General features: G+C 75.5%; 9 protein-coding genes. 5 read left to right on the top strand and 4 right to left on the bottom strand.

Annotated features, from left to right (window positions below; all coding sequences use genetic code 11):
* Positions 1–19 precede the first annotated feature (19 nt).
* From AC0VX6_RS25350 to AC0VX6_RS25340, 3 genes are all read right to left on the bottom strand, one after another.
* A complete protein-coding gene (locus tag AC0VX6_RS25350; RefSeq protein WP_475466377.1) occupies positions 20–697 on the bottom strand; it encodes a response regulator in 678 nt (225 codons plus the stop codon).
* A 73-nt stretch (positions 698–770) separates the two neighbouring features.
* Complete coding sequence (locus AC0VX6_RS25345) at positions 771–2,462, bottom strand: sensor histidine kinase (protein WP_475466375.1); 1,692 nt, start codon at positions 2,460–2,462, stop codon at positions 771–773.
* A 108-nt stretch (positions 2,463–2,570) separates the two neighbouring features.
* The gene (locus AC0VX6_RS25340) at positions 2,571–4,184 is read right to left on the bottom strand and encodes a nucleotidyl transferase AbiEii/AbiGii toxin family protein (RefSeq protein ID WP_475466373.1); all 1,614 of its coding nucleotides are present in this window, start codon (positions 4,182–4,184) and stop codon (positions 2,571–2,573) included.
* A gap of 259 nt (positions 4,185–4,443) precedes the next feature.
* On the opposite strand from AC0VX6_RS25340, the gene AC0VX6_RS25335 reads away from it, so the two are divergent.
* The 5 genes from AC0VX6_RS25335 to AC0VX6_RS25315 all read left to right on the top strand — a co-directional run bounded on the left by AC0VX6_RS25335 (position 4,444) and on the right by AC0VX6_RS25315 (position 17,620).
* On the top strand, positions 4,444–4,626 hold the full coding sequence (locus AC0VX6_RS25335; RefSeq protein WP_212642580.1) for a hypothetical protein: 183 nt from the start codon (positions 4,444–4,446) through the stop codon (positions 4,624–4,626).
* A 592-nt stretch (positions 4,627–5,218) separates the two neighbouring features.
* Entirely contained in the window at positions 5,219–15,517 is a 10,299-nt protein-coding gene (locus tag AC0VX6_RS25330; protein ID WP_475466371.1) for an amino acid adenylation domain-containing protein, read from the top strand.
* Positions 15,518–15,528: 11 nt separating this feature from the next.
* Positions 15,529–15,738 (top strand): MbtH family protein, encoded by a 210-nt coding sequence (locus AC0VX6_RS25325; protein ID WP_017563644.1) that lies wholly within the window; start codon positions 15,529–15,531, stop codon positions 15,736–15,738.
* A 65-nt stretch (positions 15,739–15,803) separates the two neighbouring features.
* Complete coding sequence (locus tag AC0VX6_RS25320) at positions 15,804–16,835, top strand: ATP-binding cassette domain-containing protein (RefSeq protein ID WP_475466368.1); 1,032 nt, start codon at positions 15,804–15,806, stop codon at positions 16,833–16,835.
* On the top strand, positions 16,832–17,620 hold the full coding sequence (locus AC0VX6_RS25315; RefSeq protein ID WP_212642582.1) for an ABC transporter permease: 789 nt from the start codon (positions 16,832–16,834) through the stop codon (positions 17,618–17,620). Before AC0VX6_RS25320 ends, AC0VX6_RS25315 begins: the two co-directional genes overlap by 4 nt.
* Positions 17,621–17,876: 256 nt before the next feature.
* Here AC0VX6_RS25315 and AC0VX6_RS25310 read toward each other — a convergent pair whose 3' ends face one another.
* Positions 17,877–18,470 carry a TetR/AcrR family transcriptional regulator gene (locus AC0VX6_RS25310; RefSeq protein WP_212642583.1) on the bottom strand — a complete coding sequence of 198 codons (594 nt, stop codon included), beginning with the start codon at positions 18,468–18,470 and terminating at the stop codon, positions 17,877–17,879.
* Positions 18,471–18,514: the final 44 nt, after the last annotated feature.

Raw genomic sequence — 18,514 nt, 5'->3', positions numbered from 1 at the left:
GGCCTCAGATCGGTCCGGCTCAGACCAGTCCGGCCTCGTAGGCCACCACGGCGGCCTGCACCCGGTTGCGCACGTCGAGCCGGGTGAGGATCGACCCCACGTGCACCTTCACCGTGCCCGGGGCGATGTCCAGGCGGCGGGCGATCTCGTCGTTGGAGCACCCCTGGCCGACCAGCGCCAGCACCCCGCGTTCGCGTCCGGTGAGCCGCCCGACCCGTTCCCGCGCCGCCGACGCGCGGGACAGCCGCCCCCCGGAGGAGTCCAGTTCGTCGATCACCCGGCGCGCCACCTCCGGCGACAGGTACGCCCCGCCCTCCGCGACCGCGCGCAGCCCCTCCACCAGCTGCCGGGGGTTCCCGCTCTTGAGCACGAACCCGCTGGCGCCCCCGGACAGCGCCCGTGCGATGTAGGCGTCCTCGGAGAACGTGGTGAGGATGACGACCGCCGTACCCGGGTGCTCCCGGGCGATGACCTCCGTCGCGGCCAGGCCGTCCGTGCCGGGCATCTGCACGTCCAGCAGCGCGATGTCGGGACGGTGCTCGGCGACCAGGGCCACGGCGGCGTCGCCGTCCCCGGCCTCGCCCACCACCTCGATCCCCGGCGCCGCCGACAGGATCGCGCGCAGTCCGGCGCGCATCATGGCCTCGTCGTCCGCGAGGACGACGCGAAGCGTCCCGGCGCCGTCTGTCGCGTTCACGCCGACACCCTACTGCGCCGTCCGGTCAGCGCGCCGCTCGGCCAGTGTGCCGCCCCGTCAGTGCGCCGCCCGGTCAGTCGGTCCGCTGGATCTTGTCCTTGGCGACCAGGACGCCGTCCTCGAAGCACAGCCGGTACACCGGCGGCAGCCCGTTCTCGTACCGGGACAGGTAGAAGAGGCACCGGGCACCGGGCGGCGCGGGCGGCTCGGAGGCCCGGGCCGACACCGAACCCTCGGGATAGGAGAACCGGGGGAGCACCCCCTCCACCCGCTCCCGGTCGTCCCCCACGGACAACCGCTCGTACCGCTCCGCTGGCAGGACGGTGTTGGTGCCCACCCAGGACAGCAGGCCGAGACCGACCGCCACCAGCCCCAGGCCCAGCGCGGCCGGAACGGCCACGGCGGCCACCAGCCGGCGCCGCGCGCGGGCGCGGGCCTCGCCGTGGGCGCGACGCGTCTCCGATTCCCCGGGCTCCTCCGCCCCGCCCTCGGCACCGGGGTCGGGCACGGTCGCCCGTACGGCGAACCCCGCGCCCTCCTCCCGGCCCGCGGCGAAGCTCCCGCCGAGCCCCTCCACCAGGGAGCGCAGCCCGGCCAGGCCGGACCCGTCCCCGCTCCGCGCGGGCAGCACCGTCCGCACGGCCTCCGGCGGTCCTGTGTCACTGACCGACACCCGGGTCCGGTCGTCCTCGCGGACCACCCGCACGGTCACCTCCGCCCCCGGCGCGTACTTGGCCGCGTTGGTCAGCGCCTCCTGGACCACTCGGTGCACGGCGCCGCCGCCCGGTGCGGACGGGTCCGGATCGGGGCCCTCCCGCAGCAGTCGGACCCGCATACCGGCGTCCGCGGCGCGCTGCACCAGGACCGCCGCCGACTCGCCCGCGTTCGGTGCGCCCGTGTCCGACCCGACCGCGCCCGGTCCGGCAGCGGCTTCGCCGCGGCCGTCGCCACCGTCGCCACCGCCGTCGTCCTCGCGCAGCACCCCGATGACCTCCCGCAGCCGCAGGTTGGCCTCGTGCGCCGCCGTGCGCAGCTCACCGGCTGCCCGTCCCTGCTCGGAGCCCTCCGGCGCGGTCATCTCCAGGGCCGCCGCGCGCACCGCGATCAGCGCGAGGTCGTGGCCGAGGGAGTCGTGCATCCGGGTCGCGATCCGGGCGCGCTCCCGCAGGCGGGCCCGGTCGGCCTCGGCCGCGCGGGTCCGCTCCATGCGCTCGGCGATCTCCCAGCCGCCCCGCCACACCCGGCGGCGCAGGCGCTGGTAGCGGCCGAACAGCCACGGGGCGAGCGTGCTCAGCGCGATGACGAGGACGGCGCCCAGCCAGTCCACGGAGTCGGACAGGAACGCGCGGACGCCCGCGCCGAACACCAGCCCCGCCGACAGGTGCAGGACGAGGGTGAACGAGCACGCCGCGACCACCATCACCACCACCGGGCGCACCCGTTCCGAGCGCAGGCCGGTGAGCAGCGCCAGCACAGCCACGGCCAGCCAGGGCGCGATCACGGTGGTCTCCACCACCAGGAACCCTGAGGCGGACGTCTGCAGGACCGCCCCGCTGAGCATGACGCCCAGGGAGGCGAACGGCAGGGGACGGGACAGGGCCGCCGCGACGGCCAGGGCGGCCAGCAGGAGGCACGTTTCGAGGACCGGCGCCCGGTCGCGGACCCCGGAGAGCTCGATCACGATCAGCGCGCCCAGAAGGGCCCACAGCACGGCCTCGACGGCCGGACGGGCCCACCCGCGCGGTTCTCTCCGGATCTCCCGCATGGCCACAGGCTAGTCAGCCCTTCCGTCAGCACCCCTGCCAGCACGCCCGTCGAGCGGTGTCTCCGGAGCCGCGCCGAACCTTCCCGCCGCGCGGAGGGAAGGGTCCGCTCACTCCCCCCGGAACGCGGGGGCCATCGCCGCCTCGAAACGGTCCACCCACTCTCCCGCGTCGCCCTCCACCCACGGGCAGTCGCTGACGAAGTCGTCCCACTCGTCTGAGTCGAGGCTGCCCTCCTCACGCAGGAAGCGCTCGTCCACGGTCTCGGCCCGCTCTCCCAGCTCGGGGCGCAGCACACTCACCAGCAGTTCGCGCGAGGGCCGCGCGCTCTCGGCCAGCAGGACCGCGTCGTAGAGGTCCTTGCCCTGCGGGTAGGTGTCCGTGTACAGCCACAGCACCTTCCAGGCCAGGGACAGCTCCGCCCCGGCCGCCAGCACGTCCGCCCCCGCCACCGACACCGCCACCGGCGGCTCGGGCAGCGCCTCGTTGAACACCACGTCGATCTGCACGGTGCCCGGGGGCAGGCCCCCGGCCCGCCACGGGACGACCACGCGGCGGCCCGGCGCCCGCTCGTAGGTCCAGATGCTCTCCAGCCGCACGCCCTCGGCGTCGAAGGAGATCCGCTGCGCGGACGCCCCGGTGACGGCCCCGACCACGTCCGCGAACATGCGGTCGGCCGGGTCGCCGAACGGGGCGGTCTCGGCCGGGACCACCACGAAGTCCAGGTCCCGGGGGCGCCGGGCGGCGTCGCCCGCCCACACCGGCATGAGCATGCTGCCGCGCAGCATGAGGCTGTCCCGCCACGGCGTGCCCGCGATCGCGCGCAGGGCCAGCTCCATCGCCCGCCGGTTGGCCTCCCACCAGCGGGAGCCGAGGCCGGGGTCGGTGAACACCGGCTCACCCGCCCGGTAGGCGTCGTCCAGGTGCTTGAGCGCGGGGTCGAACACCTTCCCCTGGCTCGCCTCCGGGCCGTCGGTGTTGGGCACGTAGGTGCCGGGCGGGCGCTGCCGGTAGCTGTCCGGCGCGTACTCGCCCGGCGGCACGTTGTCGGCGTCGCGGACCGGGGCGGCGTCCATCCACCCCGCGTCCACGGACAGGGCGGTGTCGTGGACGACGAACTCCCGCTCCACCGACAGGGCCCTGGGCTGCCAACCCTCCTTGTCCTCGAAGGTCACCCCGGCCCTCTCCAGGGCCTTCAACAGCGCGTGTTCGAACCGGGCGGCCTCCCTGTGGCCCACACGCGAGCACCGCTGGGTGACGAACCGCTCCTGGAAGCCGTCGTCGCGGACCCTGCGCGCGTTGCGCGACAGCCGGGCGCGGTGGGGTTCCACGATCGCGGACAGCGCCGCCGGGTCGGCCGACGCCGGGAGCAGGAGTTTGACGTGCGTCTCGAAATAGCACGACTCCGGCATCAGCTCGGCCTCCTCCCGGTCCCAGGGGACCCCGGCGGCCCGGCGGGACACCTCCATCTTGGTGCGGGTGACCGCGAACCCGGCCCCTGACAGCAGGGCCGCCCACCGCTCCGCCACGGCCAGCTCCCGCGCCAGGGCGCTCCCGTCGGAGTGGTAGGTGACCATCGGCTGTGACGGGGACTCGCCCCGGTCCAGCTCGATGTGGGTGAACTTGAGCCCGTGCTCGCGCGCCCACTCCGACGCCTCCGCGACGCGCCCGGGGGCGGTCGCGTCCAGGGTCAGGTGGGTCTCGAAGTCACCGGAGAACTCCATCGGGGGCCTTCTTCTGTCTCGGGGGCCTTGCGCCCCGGGGGTACCTCGCCCGTGGGACGTGCGGGACAGCGGTCCGGTTCGGTACCGCTGCGCCTCTCGGGTCCCAGGAGGAGCACGCATGTTTTCGCGGCGTAAGCGAAGGTGAGGAGGGTTCTTAGTTTTTGACAACTTTTGCACCAATCCGGACACGCCCCCCGCTACGGATCACCAGAGGCACCCGCCATCGGTAGACGCACCGACCGAACGGAAGGAACCCGTCATGTTCTCCCTCGCCCGCCGGACCGCAGCCCTGGCCGTCGCCTCCCTCGCCGGAGCCGCCCTCTTCCTGGGCTCGGCCGCCCCCGCCGCCGCTGCCGACGGCTCCGGGGGCCTCCTCGGTTCGCTGCTCGGAGACACCAGCCTGATCACCCTGTTCATCGGCAACTACCAGATCAACAACTAACCCGCGGCCGGGCCGCGGGACGGACGGTGCCCGCGGTCCCCGTGGCCGCTCGGGGCGCGTACGTGTGGTCTCCCACCAGCGAAAACGCACCAGCGCGGCTCCGCACTCGCGGCGCCCCTCCGGGACGCGGCCGCCCACCCGTGCGGACACGCATCCGCGCACACGGGCACCGACCGCACCCGCGCCCACAGCGCGCCGACCGCACCGTGCCCGCGGCACGGGCGGCACCGCGGTCGGCGCCCCTGGACACACCCCCGGAGTGTGAGCCCACTCGGTGTGATTCAGGTCATCCCGTCCAAACCTCGCATGAGCCACGAATGACACCCAGAACGTGTGACCGGCACACAGGACGTCAACGGGCCGGAATCCCGGGCGGCACAGCGCCCGAAACCGGTGCCACTCCGTAGCCGTCCCGCTGCTTCGCGCGCCGGACCCCACACCCGGCCGCGTCACGCAACACCCCGCACACGGTCGCGTCCGGACCCGCTTCCGCCGGTTCACAGCCGCAACCGGGCCGAGAGCGGACCGGACGCCCGCACCCGTGAGTGCCACGCACAGAAGCCGCCCTCGCGGCGCGAACGGAAGGTAGTCGATGCCGCATCATCAGCCGTCCGCCAGACTCCCCCTGACCGCCGCCCAGAAGGGGCTGTGGTACGCGCAGCAGCTCGACCCGGACAACCCGCTGTACAACATCGCCGAGTACGTCGAACTGCGCGGGGAGCTGGACACCGACCGCTTCGCGGACGCCGTGCGCGGCGCTGTCCTGGAGGCCGAGGCCCTGCACCTGGCCTTCGGCGAGGACGAGGACGGCCCCTGGCAGCGGGTCGAGTACCCCGAGGACTGGCGCCTGCGAGTGGTGGACCTGCGCGGCGAGGACGACCCCGACGCCGTCGCGCTCGCGTGGATGCGCGAGGACCTGGACAGGCCCCACATGGCGCGGGGCGAGCTCTTCGCCGAGGTGCTGTTCCGGCTCGCCGACGACCGCAACTACTGCTACCAGCGCGTCCACCACCTGCTGCTGGACGGCTACGGCGCGATGCTGGTCCTCGGCCGCATCACCGAGCACTACGACGCCATGACCGAGGGCCGCGACCCGGGCCCCTCCCCGTTCGGCTCGCTCCACGACCTGCTCGACGCCGAGGCGGAGTACGGGGACTCCGAGACCGCCCGCGCCGACCGGGAGTTCTGGGCCGGGCGGCTGGCCGAGGACGTCGAGCCCGCGGGACTGGCCGCCGCGCCCGAGCGCATGCCCCGCGCCCTGCACCGCTCCACCGTCCACATCCGCCGCGCCGACGCCGCCGGGGCGGTGGCCGCCGCCCGGTCCGCGCGCACCGGCCTGCACTCCGCCGTGCTCGCCGCCACGGCCGCCTACGTGCACCGCGCCACCGGCACCGACGAGGTCGTGCTGGGCCTGCCGGTGACCGCGCGCCGCAACGCGCTGGCCCGTTCGGTCCCCTCGATGCTGTCCAACATCGTGCCCCTACGCGTGCGGGTGCGCCCGGAGCAGTCCCTGGAGTCCCTGACCCGCGACGTGGCCCGGGAGGCCCGCCAGGTGCTGCGCCACCAGCGCACCCGCTACGAGGAGATGCGCCGCATCGCCCCCGGCGAGGGGCGGCTGACCGGCCCCTCGGTCAACATCATGCCGGTCGGGCGCGAACTCACCTTCGCCGGACTGCCCGCGACGGCGCACAACCTGGCCATCGGCCCGGTCGAGGACCTGTCCATCGTCGTCCACGGCATCACGGCCGAACGCGACATCCGCGTGGACTTCGACGGCAGCGCCGACCTCTACACCCCGGCCCGGCTGGAGGAGCACCAGCGGCGCTTCCTGCGGATGCTCAACGCCCTCGGCGAGGACCCCGCCACGGCCGTGGGCCGTGTCGACCTGCTGGAGGACGGCGAGCGTGCCGCCCTGCTCGCCGCCGGGACCGGGGCGGTCCGCGACCTGCCCCCGCACACGGTCCTCACCGAGTTCGGCGACCGCGTGCGCAAGGCGCCCGGCGACACCGCCGTGACCGCCCCGGACGGCCGCCTGACCTTCGCCGACCTCGACGCGCGCAGCGACCGCCTCGCCCGCCACCTGGCCGACCGGGGCGCCGGACGCGGCACCCTGGTGGCCGTGCGGCTGCCGCGCACGACCGACCTACCGGTCGCGCTGCTCGCCGTGCTCAAGTCGGGCGCGGCCTACCTGCCCCTGGACCCCTCCTACCCGGCCGCACGCCTGACTGCCATGGCCGCCGACGCCGACCCCGCCCTGACCGTCGCCGTCGGCTCCACCGCCCCCGAGACCGCCTCGGGCAAGGGCACCGTGCTGCTGGACGACCCCGCCACCCGCGCCGAGATCGACGGGCAGCCCGCCGGTCCGCCCGCCGCGGACGGCGTCGCGCCGCCCGGCCCCGACGACCTCGCCTACGTCATCTACACCTCCGGCTCCACCGGCCGCCCCAAGGGCGTGGCCGTCGAGCACCGGTCCCTGCTCAACCTGCTCCTGCACCACCGCGAGCACCTGTTCGGGCCCACGCACCGCCGCCTGGGCCGCCCGGCCCGCGCCGCCCACACCGCGGGACTGTCCTTCGACGCCTCCTGGGACCCCGTCCTGTGGATGCTCGACGGCCACCGGGTGCACCTGGTGCCCGACGAGGTCCGCCGCGACCCCGAGGCGCTGGTCGCGCACCTGCGCCGGGAGCGGATCGACGCCGTGGAGACCACGCCCTCCTTCGCCCGGGCGCTGCTGGCCGAGGGGCTGCTCGACGGAGGCCCCTCGGTCCTGGCCCTGGGCGGCGAGGCCGTCGACACCGGACTGTGGCGGACACTGGCCGACGCCCCCGTCCTGGCCCTCAACCTCTACGGGCCCACCGAGACCACGGTCGACAGCATGACCGCGACCGTCACCGCCGCCCACGGCCCCGACCTGGGCGCGCTGGTGGCCAACGGCCGCGGCTACGTCCTCGACGGCGGGCTCGCGCCCGCCCCGGACGGCGCCGTGGGCGAGCTCTACCTCGCGGGCGCCAACCTGGCGCGCGGCTACCTCAACCGCCCCGAACTCACCGCGGAGCGGTTCGTCGCCGACCCGTTCGCGGCCGACGGCGGCCGCATGTACCGCACCGGCGACCTCGTGCGGCGCGCGCCCGACGGCGCGCTGGAGTTCGTCGGCCGCGGCGACGACCAGGTCAAGATCCGCGGCTTCCGGATCGAACCCGGCGAGGTGGCCGCGGTCCTGGAGAGCCACCACGCGGTCGCGCGGGCGGCCGTCGTGGCCGTGTCCGAGGGCGACCGGGCGCGGCTGGTGGGCTACGTCGTGGGCGAACCCGGTCTGGACACCGGCCCGGTGCGCGAGTACGCCGCCGAGCGGCTGCCCGCCCACCAGGTCCCGTCCGCGCTCGTGCGCGTGGACACCCTCCCGCTGACCCCCAGCGGCAAGCTGGACCGCGCGGCGCTGCCCGCCCCCGAGCAGGCGGCCACCGCCGCCCGCCCGCCCGCCACCGAGCGCGAACGCGTCCTGTGCGCGCTGTTCGCCGAGGTCCTGGGCGTGGACGAGGTCGGCGCCGACGACGACTTCTTCGCCCTGGGCGGCCACTCGCTGACCGCCTCCCGGCTGGCCGCGCGCGTGCGCACCGAGCTGGAGGCCGGCGCGCTGTCGATCCGCGACCTGTTCGAGCACCCGACCCCCGCCGGCCTGGCCGCCGTCCTGCGCGAGGGCGACGGGGCGGCCCCGGCCCTGCGGCCGCGCCCCCGACCCGAGCGGCTGCCGCTGTCGCCCGCCCAGCGGCGGCTGTGGTTCGTCAACCGGATGGACCCGGCCGCGGGCTCCTACAACATCCCCGTCGCCCTGCGCGTGGGCGGCGACCTCGACCCGGACGCGCTCCTGCCCGCGGTGCGCGACGTCGTGGCCCGCCACGAGACCCTGCGCACGCTCTTCCCCGACGACGGGGACGGACCCCTCCAGCAGGTGCTGGCCCCGGACGAGGCGCGCACCGACCTCACCACGGTCCGCTGCACCGAGGAGTCCCTGCCGCGGCTGCTGGCCAACGAGTCCGTCCGCGGCTTCGACCTCACCCTGGACACGCCGCTGCGGGTCCGCCTGTTCACGCTCGACTCCGGCGACGCGGTGCTCCTGATGGTCGTGCACCACATCGCGGGCGACGGCTGGTCGCTCGCGCCGCTGGGCCGCGACCTGGCCGAGGCCTACGCCGCCCGGCACGCGGGGCGGACGCCCCGGTTCACGCCCCTGCCGGTGCACTACGCCGACTACACGCTCTGGCAGCACGAACTGCTCGGCGAGGAGTCCGACCCCGGCTCCACCGGCGCCCGGCAGCTCGCCTACTGGCGCGACGCCCTGGCGGACGCCCCCGAGGAGGCCCGCCTGCCCTTCGACCGGCCGCGGCCCGCCGAGCCCGAGCGCGGCGCCGGTTCCGTCCCGCTGGAGATCGGACCGGAGCTGCACCGCGCCCTGGCCGACCTCGCCCGCGCCCGCGGCGCCAGCCCCTTCATGGTCCTGCACGCCGGACTCGCCGCGCTGCTCACCCGGCTCGGCGCGGGGGAGGACGTGGTCGTGGGCACCCCCGTGGCCGGACGCGGCGACGGGGCGCTGGACGAACTCGTCGGGTTCTTCGTCAACACCCTGGCCCTGCGCGCCGACACCTCCGGCGACCCGACCTTCACCGACCTGGTGGACCGCGTGCGCGCCGCCGACCTGGCCGCCTTCGCCCACCAGGACGTGCCCTTCGAGCGCGTGGTCGAGGAGGTCAACCCCGCGCGCGCCACGGGCCGCCACCCGCTGTTCCAGACCATGTTCACCCTCCAGAACACCCCCGAGGCCGTCCTCGACCTGCCCGGCTGCACCGTGCGGACCGAGCCGGGCGCCGCACCGGGCGGCGCCAAGTTCGACCTCTCGCTCAGCCTGGGCGAGACGGCCGACGCCGGGATCGGCGGCACCCTGGAGTACAGCGCCGACCTGTTCGACCCCGCCACGGCGGAACTGGTCGCGGACCGCTACGTGCGGCTCCTGGCCGCCCTGGTCGCCGACCCCGGCGCCCCCGTCAGCGCCCCCGACCTGCGCACCGCCGACGAGCGGGCCGTGGAACGGGCCGAGGACGAGCGCGCCCGCGGGACCGTCCCCGGCCACACCCTCGTCGACCTGTTCCAGGAGCGGGTCCGCACCGCACCGGAGGCGACCGCGGTCGTCTCCGGGGACGAACGGGTCCGCTTCGCCGAACTCGACGCCCGGGCCCGGCGCATCGCCGGGGTCCTCGCCGGACGGGGGACCGGCCCCGGCGACGTCGTCGCCGTCGCGCTGCCCCGGTCCGCGCACACGGTCGCCGCCCTGCTCGGCGTCCTCTCCAGCGGCGCCGTCTACCTGCCCGTGGACACCTCCTATCCGCCCGAGCGCGTGGCCGCCCTGCTGGCCGACGCCCGCCCCTCCTGCGTGGTCACCACCCGGCAGGAGCCGGTCGCGCTGCCCGGGGACCTGCCCCGGGTGGCCGTGGACGACCCGTCCCTGTGCGCGCCCAGCGGGGTCCGCCCGCGCCCCCCGCGCCCCGACGACACCGCCTACCTCATCTACACCTCCGGCTCCACCGGCCTGCCCAAGGGCGTCGCCGTGGGACACCGGGCGCTGGCCAACCTGTTCCACTCCCACGCCGAGCGCGTGTTCGCACCGGCCGAGCGCGCCGACGGGCGCCCGCTCCGGGTGGCCCACACGGCCGGGGTGGCCTTCGACGCCTCCTGGGACCCGATCCTGTGGATGGTCGCCGGACACGAACTGCACGTGGTCGGCGAGGACGTGCGCCGCGACTCCGCGCTCCTGGCCCGGCGCCTGCGCGCCGACGGGATCGAGGCGGTCGAGGTCACGCCCAGCCACGCCCGCCAGCTCATGGACGCGGGCCTGCTCGCCGACGGCGGCGGCCCCCGGATCGTCGCCCTGGGCGGCGAGGCGGTGCCCCCGGCGCTGTGGCGGGAGCTGCGCGCCACCGAGGGCGTGACCGCCCTCAACCTCTACGGCCCCACCGAGTGCACCGTCGACAGCGTCATGGCCAGCTCCGCCACCGAGGCCGACCCCGTCATCGGCCGCCCGGTGGCCAACACCGGCGCGCGCGTGCTCGACGCGCGCCTGCGGCCCGTGCCGCCCGGCGTCGTCGGCGAGCTGTACCTGTACGGTGCCGGACTGGCGCAGGGGTACCGGGGCAGGGCCGCGCTCACGGCCGAGCGCTTCACGGCCGACCCCGAGGGCGCCGCCGGAGCGCGCATGTACCGCACCGGCGACCTGGTCACCCGCCGCGCCGACGGGGCGCTGCGCTACGTCGGCCGCGCCGACGACCAGGTCAAGATCCGCGGCTTCCGGATCGAACCGGGCGAGACCGAGGGCGTCCTGGCCGCCCACCCCGACGTCGCACAGGCCGCCGTGGTCGCCGCCGGGGCCGGGACCGAGCACGCCCGCCTGCTCGCCTACGCCGTGCCCCGCGAGGGCCGCCGCCTCGACCCCGGTGAGCTGCGCGCCCACCTGTCGGCGCGCCTGCCCGAGCACATGGTGCCCGCCACCGTGACGGAGCTGCCCGCGCTGCCGCTCACCCCGCACGGCAAGCTCGACCGGCGCGCGCTGCCCGACCCCGGCCCCGCTACGGTCCGGGGCCGCCGCCCGCGCACCGGCGACGAGAGCACCCTGTGCTCGCTGTTCGCCGAGACCCTCGGGGTGCCCGAGGTGGACATCGACGACGACTTCTTCGCCCTGGGCGGCCACTCCCTGCTCGCCACCCGCCTGGTGGCGCGCATCCGCTCCGTCCTGGGCGTGGAACTCCAGATCCGGGCCCTGTTCCAGGCGCCCACCGTGGCCAGGCTGGCCACCTTCCTGGACTCGGGCCGCCGCGCGCAGGCGCCGCTGCGCCCCGCCGTGCGCCCGGTCCGCGTCCCGCTCTCGCACGCCCAGCGCAGGCTGTGGTTCCTCAACCGCATGGACCCCGACGCCGCCGACTACAACATCACCATGGCGCTGCGGCTCACCGGCGACGTCGACACCGCCGCGCTGCGCGGCGCGCTCGCCGACCTCACCCGGCGCCACGAGAGCCTGCGCACCGTCTTCCCCGACGACGACGGCGTCCCCCACCAGCTGGTCCTGGACCCCGAGGGGGCCCCGACGCGGCTGGACGTGGTCCCCGTGGACGGGGAGGAGGACCTGCGCGAGCGCCTCGACACCCTGGCCTCCCAGGGATTCGACCTGCGGCGGGACCGCCCGCTGCGCGCGCACCTGCTGTCCCGGGGCGCCAACGACCACCTGCTCCTGGTGGTCGTGCACCACATCGCGGGCGACGCGTGGTCGACCGTCCCCCTGGCACGCGACCTGTCCACCGCCTACGCGGCCCGCACCGAGGGCGTCCCGCCGCGCTGGAACCCGCTGCCCGTCCAGTACGCCGACTTCACCCTGTGGCAGGAGGCGCTGCTGGGCTCGGAGGAGGACCCCGACAGCCTGGTCAGCCGCCAGCTCGACTACTGGACCGACCGCCTGGCCGACGCCCCGGGCGAGCTGCGGCTGCCCTCGGACCGGCCCCGGCCGCTGTCCTCGCGCCAGCCCTCGGGCTCGGTGCCCGTCCGCATCGACCGGACCCTGCACCGCAGGCTGCTCGCGCTGGCCCGCTCCTCCTCGGCCAGCCTGTTCATGGTGCTGCACGCCGGACTGGCGGCGCTCTACACCCGGCTGGGCGCGGGCGAGGACGTCGTCATCGGCAGCCCGGTGGCCGGGCGCACCGACGACGCGCTGGACGACCTGGTCGGGTTCTTCGTCAACACCCTGGTGCTGCGCACCGACACCTCGGGCAACCCGACCTTCGACGAACTGCTCCGCCGGGTGCGCGACGACGGCCTGGCCGCCTACGCCCACCAGGAGGTGCCCTTCGAGAGGGTCGTGGAACGCCTGCGCCCCGAGCGCGCCCTGGGCCGCCACCCCCTCTTCCAGACCATGCTGGCCCTGCAGAACACCCAGGACGCCACCGTCGAGCTGCCCGGCCTGCGCGTCGAGCCGCAGCCGGGCGTGGGCGGCGGCGAGGCCAAGTTCGACCTGCTGTTCACGCTGGGCGAGCGCACCGACCACCTCGGCGCGCCCGACGGCATCGAGGGCACCCTGGAGTACAGCGCCGCCATGTTCGACCCCGCCACCGCGCGGAGCCTGGTCGAACGCCTGGTCCTGCTCCTGGAGAAGGCCACCCAGGACCCCTCGACCGTGCTCGGCAGGCTGGAGGTGCTCACCCCCGCCGAGCGCGAGAGCCTGCTCGGCGGCGGCAGCGGCCGCCGACGCGCCCTCCCCGCCACCACCCTGGTCGACCTCTTCGACGACCGGGCCGCCGCCTCACCCGGCGACACCGCGCTCGTCCACGGCGGCGAACGGGTGAGCTTCGGAGCGCTGCGCCAGTGGGCCGACCTGCTGGCCCTGGCCCTGCGCGGACAGGGCATCGGCGCCGGGGACACCGTCGCCGTACTGCTGCCCCGGTCCGCGCGCACCGTCACCGTCCTGCTCGGCGTCCTCAAGAGCGGCGCGGCCTACCTGCCGATCGACACCGGCTACCCCGACGCCCGCGTCGCGCACATGCTCGACGACGCGCGGCCCACCCTGGTGGTCACCGTCTCCGACCTGCTCGACCGCGTGCCCGAGGGCCACCCGGCCCTGGTGCTCGACGGGCCGCTGCCCCGGGTCCCGCTGGTCGGCGAGCGCCGCACCCGGCCGGTCCGCCCGGTCGACGGCTCCGACGTCGCCTACGTCATCTACACCTCCGGCTCCACCGGACGCCCTAAGGGCGTGGAGGTCGAACACCGCTCGCTGGTCAACCTCTACGCCCAGCACCGGGAGGACCTCTTCGCCCCCGCGGCGCGCCAGCGCGGCGGCAGGCTGAGGGTGGCGCACACGGCCGGGGTGGCCTTCGACGCCTCCTGGGACCCCGTCCTGTGGCTCGTCGACGGGCACGAACTCCACATCGTCGACGACGAACTGCGCAAGGACCCCAGGACGATGGTCGCCCACCTGCGCGGGGAGGGCATCGACTCCATCGAGACCACCCCCACCTACGTCCGCCAGCTCATGGCCGAGGGACTGTTCGACGGCGACGGCGGCCCCGGGGTGGTGGCGCTGGGCGGCGAGGCCGTCGACGCCGACCTGTGGCGCGAACTGGGATCGCGGCCCTCGGTGCGCTCCTACAACTTCTACGGTCCCACCGAGTGCACCGTGGACAGCGTCATCGCCGCCGTCGGCGAGCAGCCCGGCCCGGTGATCGGCCGCCCGGTGGCCAACAGCCGGGTCTACGTCCTCGACGGCGGGCTCCAGCCCGTCCCGGCCGGGGCCGTCGGCGAACTGTACATCTCCGGCACCGGCGTGGCCCGCGGCTACCGCAGCCAGCCCGCCCTGACCGGGGCGCGCTTCATCGCCGACCCCTTCTCCGGGGGAGGCGACCGCATGTACCGCACCGGCGACCTCGCCCGCTGGGGCGCCGCAGGAGCGCTGGAGTTCCTCGGCCGCGTCGACGACCAGGTCAAGATCCGCGGCTTCCGGATCGAACCCGGGGAGGTCGCCCAGGTCATGGGAGAGCACCCCGACGTCGCCGAGTGCGCGGTCGTCGTACGCGAGGACCCCGCGACCGGGCGCCAACTGGTCGCCTACGTCGTGGGCCGCGACGGCACGGCGCCGCCCGTGGAACTGCTGCGCGGGCACGCCGCCGCGTCCCTGCCCGACTACATGGTCCCCACCGCCTTCGTGCCGATGACCGCGCTGCCCCTGACGCCCAACGGCAAGCTCGACCGCGCCGCGCTGCCCGAACCCGACTTCGGCGTCGACGAGGTGCGGGGCGTGCCGCGCGGACCCCACGAGGCCGAGGCGTGCGCCCTGTTCGCCGAGGCGCTGGGCCGCCCGACCGTCGGCGTCCACGACAACTTCTTCGAGCTGGGCGGGCACTCCATGCTCGCGCCCGGGCTCGTGGACCGCCTCAGCACCGCGCTGGGCGTCGAGGTCACCGTGCCGATGCTGTTCCGGTTCCCCACGGTGTCCCTGCTGCTGGCCGCCACCGAGGACGGCTCGCCCCGCGACAGCCTCGCCCGCCTGCTGGCCCTGCGGCCCGGCGGCTCGCGCCCGCCGCTGTTCTGCGTCCACCCCGCGGGCGGACTGGCCTGGGGGTACGCGGGCCTGCTGCGCCGACTGGACCCCGACCAGCCGGTCTACGGGCTCCAGTCGCCCGCCGTCGAGACCGACCACCCCGCCGGGGCGGCCACCGTCAGCGAGCTGGCCGACGACTACATCGCGCACATCCGCGCCGTCCAGCCGCACGGCCCCTACCACCTGCTCGGGTGGTCCTTCGGCGGCAACATCGCCCACGCGATCTCCTCCCGGCTCCGGGAGCAGGGGGAGCGGGTCGCCGTCCTGGCGATCATGGACGCCTTCCCCGTCGGACAGGAGCGCAACGCCGACTTCGCCGACGACGCGGCGATGTTCACCGCCTACCTCCACGCCCTGGGCTACGCGCCCGAGCCCGGTGAGGCCGACGGGCTGGACGCGGCGGGCGTCCTGGAGGTCCTGCGCCGCGAGCACAACCCGATGGGCGCCCTGGACGAGGACACCGTCAAGCGCCTGGCCGGGGACTTCCTGCACCACGCGGCCCTGCTGCGCGCGGCGGAGCCCGGACTCCACGACGGCGACGTGCTGTTCTTCACCGCCACCCGGGGGCGCGGCCCCGACTCGCCCGAGGCGCGGTCGTGGGCGCCGTACGTCACCGGGGGGATCGACGACCGGCCCGTCGACGCCGCGCACTCCCTCATGAACCGCGACGAGGCCCTCGCCGAGATCGGCCCCGCGCTCAGGGAGCGCCTGGACCGGGCGCTCCGGCTGCCCGGCGCCGACCGGCCCACACCTTCCACCATCTGAGAGAGGCACCGATGACCAACCCCTTCGACGCCCAGGACGGCCGCTTCCTCGTGCTCGTCAACGACGAGGGCCAGCACTCGCTGTGGCCGGAGTTCCTCGCGGTACCCGCGGGCTGGGCGGTCCTGCACGGACCCGACGAGCGCCAGGCCTGCCTGGAGTTCATCGAGGAGAACTGGACCGACATGAGACCCCGCCGCGTACGCGACCTGGACCGGGGCTGACACCGATCGACGCGGGCACCCGTCCCCGAACCGCGGGACGGGCCCGCCCACCACGAGGGAGTGACATGGGCAGCCATCGGCCGCCGCAGGGCCCCATGATCGAGGTCCGGGGACTGACGAAGGCCTTCGGGGCGCACCAGGCGCTCCGCGGCATCGACCTGGAGGTGCCGCGCGGCCACGTGCTGGGCCTGCTCGGGCCCAACGGAGCCGGGAAGACCACGACGGTCAGGGCCATCACCACCCTGACCCGGCCCGACTCCGGAACCATCCGGGTGGCCGGGCACGACGCCGTGCGCGATCCGGGCCGGGTGCGCGCCTCCATCGGCCTGTCCGGCCAGTACGCCGCCGTGGACGAGAAGCTCACCGGCCACGAGAACCTGTTCATGGTGGCCATGCTCTACGGCATGGGCCGCGCGGAGTCGCACCGCCGGGCCGACGCCCTGCTGCGCCGCTTCCGCCTGGACGACGTGGCCGACCGCCGCGCGGGCCAGTACTCCGGCGGGATGCGCCGCAGGCTCGACCTCGCCGGGGCCCTGGTGGCCGACCCGCCGGTGGTCGTGCTCGACGAGCCCACGACCGGGCTCGACCCGCGCGGGCGCATGGACACCTGGGCGGTGGTCTCGGAACTGGTCGGGCGGGGCACCAGCGTCCTGCTCACCACCCAGTACCTGGAGGAGGCCGACCAGCTCGCCGACAGCATCGTGGTCATCGACCAGGGCGGCGTCATCGCCCGGGGCACCGCGGACGAGCTCAAGACCCAGGTCGGGGGCGAGCGCCTGGACCTGGTCCTGGAACACGGCGCCGACCTGCCCGAGGCGCGCGGGGTGCTGGCCGCCGCGGGCTCGGGCGAACCCACCGTCGACCCGCAGGCGCGGCGGGCCTCGGTGGCCGTGGCCAACGGCCACAAGACCCTCGGCGACGTGCTGGCCGAACTCGACGCCCGCGGCGTCGGCGTGCTCGACGTGTCCCTGCGCCGCCCCACCCTGGACGACGTCTTCCTCGAACTGACCGGACGCCGCGCCGGGGGAGCCCCGGACGGGGACGGCGGCGGGGACCGCGGAGCCGGTGCCCCCCGACCCGAGGAGGTCCTCTCGTGAGCACCGTCCGCGACGGAGGCGTCGTCGCCTGGCGCAACCTGCTCAACGTCCGGCGCACGCCGGGGTCCCTGGTGACCGCGATCGTGCAACCGGTCATCTTCGTGCTGCTGCTCGCCTACGTGTTCGGCGGGAGCCTGGGCGGCGACTCCTACCGCGAGTTCCTCGTCGCGGGGATCTTCGTGCAGACCCTGACCTTCAGCGCCTCGCTCACCGCGATCGGCCTGGCCAACGACCTCCAGAAGGGCCTGATCGACCGCTACCGGTCGCTGCCCATGTCGCGCATGGCCGTCATCCTCGGCCGCACCACCTCCGACCTGGCCGTCAGCGCGCTGTCGGTCGCGGTCATCGTCGCGTGCGGCCTGGCGATCGGGTGGCGGATCAACGGGGGGCTGGCGGACGCGGTGGCGGGGTTCCTGCTGCTGTTCCTGTTCGCCTTCGCGGTGTCGTGGATCGGCGCGGTGATCGGCCTGACCGCGCGCAGCGTCGAGGTGGCCCAGAGCCTGGGGCTGATCTGGCTCTTCCCGGTCACCTTCGTCTCGGGCGCGTTCGTCTCGATCGCCGCCATGCCCGCGCCCCTGAGGACCGTGGCCGAGTGGAACCCGGTGACCGCCGTGGCCACCGCCGTGCGCGGGCTGTTCGACAACCCCGCACCGGAGGGCCTGGCCCCGCCCGCGGGCTGGCCCGCGGACAACGCCGCCCTGTACGCCGTGCTCAGCTCGGTGGCGATCATCGCGGTCTTCGCGCCGGTCGCGCTGGCGCAGTACCGGCGCATCAACCGCCGCTGAGTGCCGGTCCGGGGCCGGGAAAGGGGGTGCGCCTTCGCCGGCCGAGCCGGAGAGGGCGAAGGGGGTCGGGGGGGCGGTCTCCCGCGCCTCCCCCGGTGGGGGGCGGTGAGGCGGTGTCCCACGCGGGGAGCGGCGGGCTCGGGCTGGCGAGGGTCGGGTCCAGCCCGTGAAGCGGTGTTCCGCGCGCCCTCGGCGGGGCGGGGTCTGGGCTCAGCCGGTGGAAAGGCCCGGGCTCGACCGGTGGTGAGGGGCGGGCTCAGCCTGTGGTGCGCGGCCCCAGGCCCTCGAAGAGCACCCCGACCATCTCCGCGAGCTTGGCGTCGACCTCCTCGGGGGAGGACGTGGCCGTGAGCGCGACCAGGCCGTGCATCGCGGCGGACACGGTCATCGTGACGGCCTCCGGGGTGCCGCCCGCGATCTCCCCGGCGGCCTGGGCGTCGAGGATGGGGCGCATCACCCGTTCGAGCAGCCGCCCCACGGCGGCGTACAGCTGCTCGGAGACGTCGGGGTCGTGCTTGCGCGCGTACATCAGGTCGAGCAGCGCGGCGTGCTCCACCGCGAACCCCACGTAGGCCCTGGCCAGGGCGAGGACACGGGTCCGCGCGTCGCCCTCCTCGGGAGCCGCCGCCTCCAGGCGCTCGGTCAGACGCTCGAAACCGCTGAGCGCGAGCGCGTCCAGCAGCGCCTGCTTGTCCCGGAAATGGCGGCCCGGCGCTGCGTGGCTGACCCCCGCCGCGCGGGCGATCTCGCGCAGGGACAGCGCGGCCTGCCCACGTTCGGCCAGGGCAAGCTCGGCGTTGGCGAGCAGGACGGCGCGCAGGTCTCCGTGGTGGTAGGGGCGGTCAACCATGGAAACCAGGATAGACGGACGCCCCGGAGGCTCTCGCGGCTGCC

This window comes from Nocardiopsis sp. iso_25 (assembly GCF_056173305.1).
The sequence above is the reverse complement of the archived record's forward strand: the minus strand, read 5'-3'. Positions and strand labels throughout refer to the sequence as shown.

Coding starts and splice junctions, on each gene's coding strand:
- AC0VX6_RS25345 (WP_475466375.1), bottom strand. CDS start 2,462: ATGCGGGAGATCCGGAGAGAACCGCGCGGGTGGGCCCGTCCGGCCGTC.
- AC0VX6_RS25340 (WP_475466373.1), bottom strand. CDS start 4,184: ATGGAGTTCTCCGGTGACTTCGAGACCCACCTGACCCTGGACGCGACC.
- AC0VX6_RS25335 (WP_212642580.1), top strand. CDS start 4,444: ATGTTCTCCCTCGCCCGCCGGACCGCAGCCCTGGCCGTCGCCTCCCTC.
- AC0VX6_RS25330 (WP_475466371.1), top strand. CDS start 5,219: ATGCCGCATCATCAGCCGTCCGCCAGACTCCCCCTGACCGCCGCCCAG.
- AC0VX6_RS25325 (WP_017563644.1), top strand. CDS start 15,529: ATGACCAACCCCTTCGACGCCCAGGACGGCCGCTTCCTCGTGCTCGTC.
- AC0VX6_RS25320 (WP_475466368.1), top strand. CDS start 15,804: ATGGGCAGCCATCGGCCGCCGCAGGGCCCCATGATCGAGGTCCGGGGA.
- AC0VX6_RS25310 (WP_212642583.1), bottom strand. CDS start 18,470: ATGGTTGACCGCCCCTACCACCACGGAGACCTGCGCGCCGTCCTGCTC.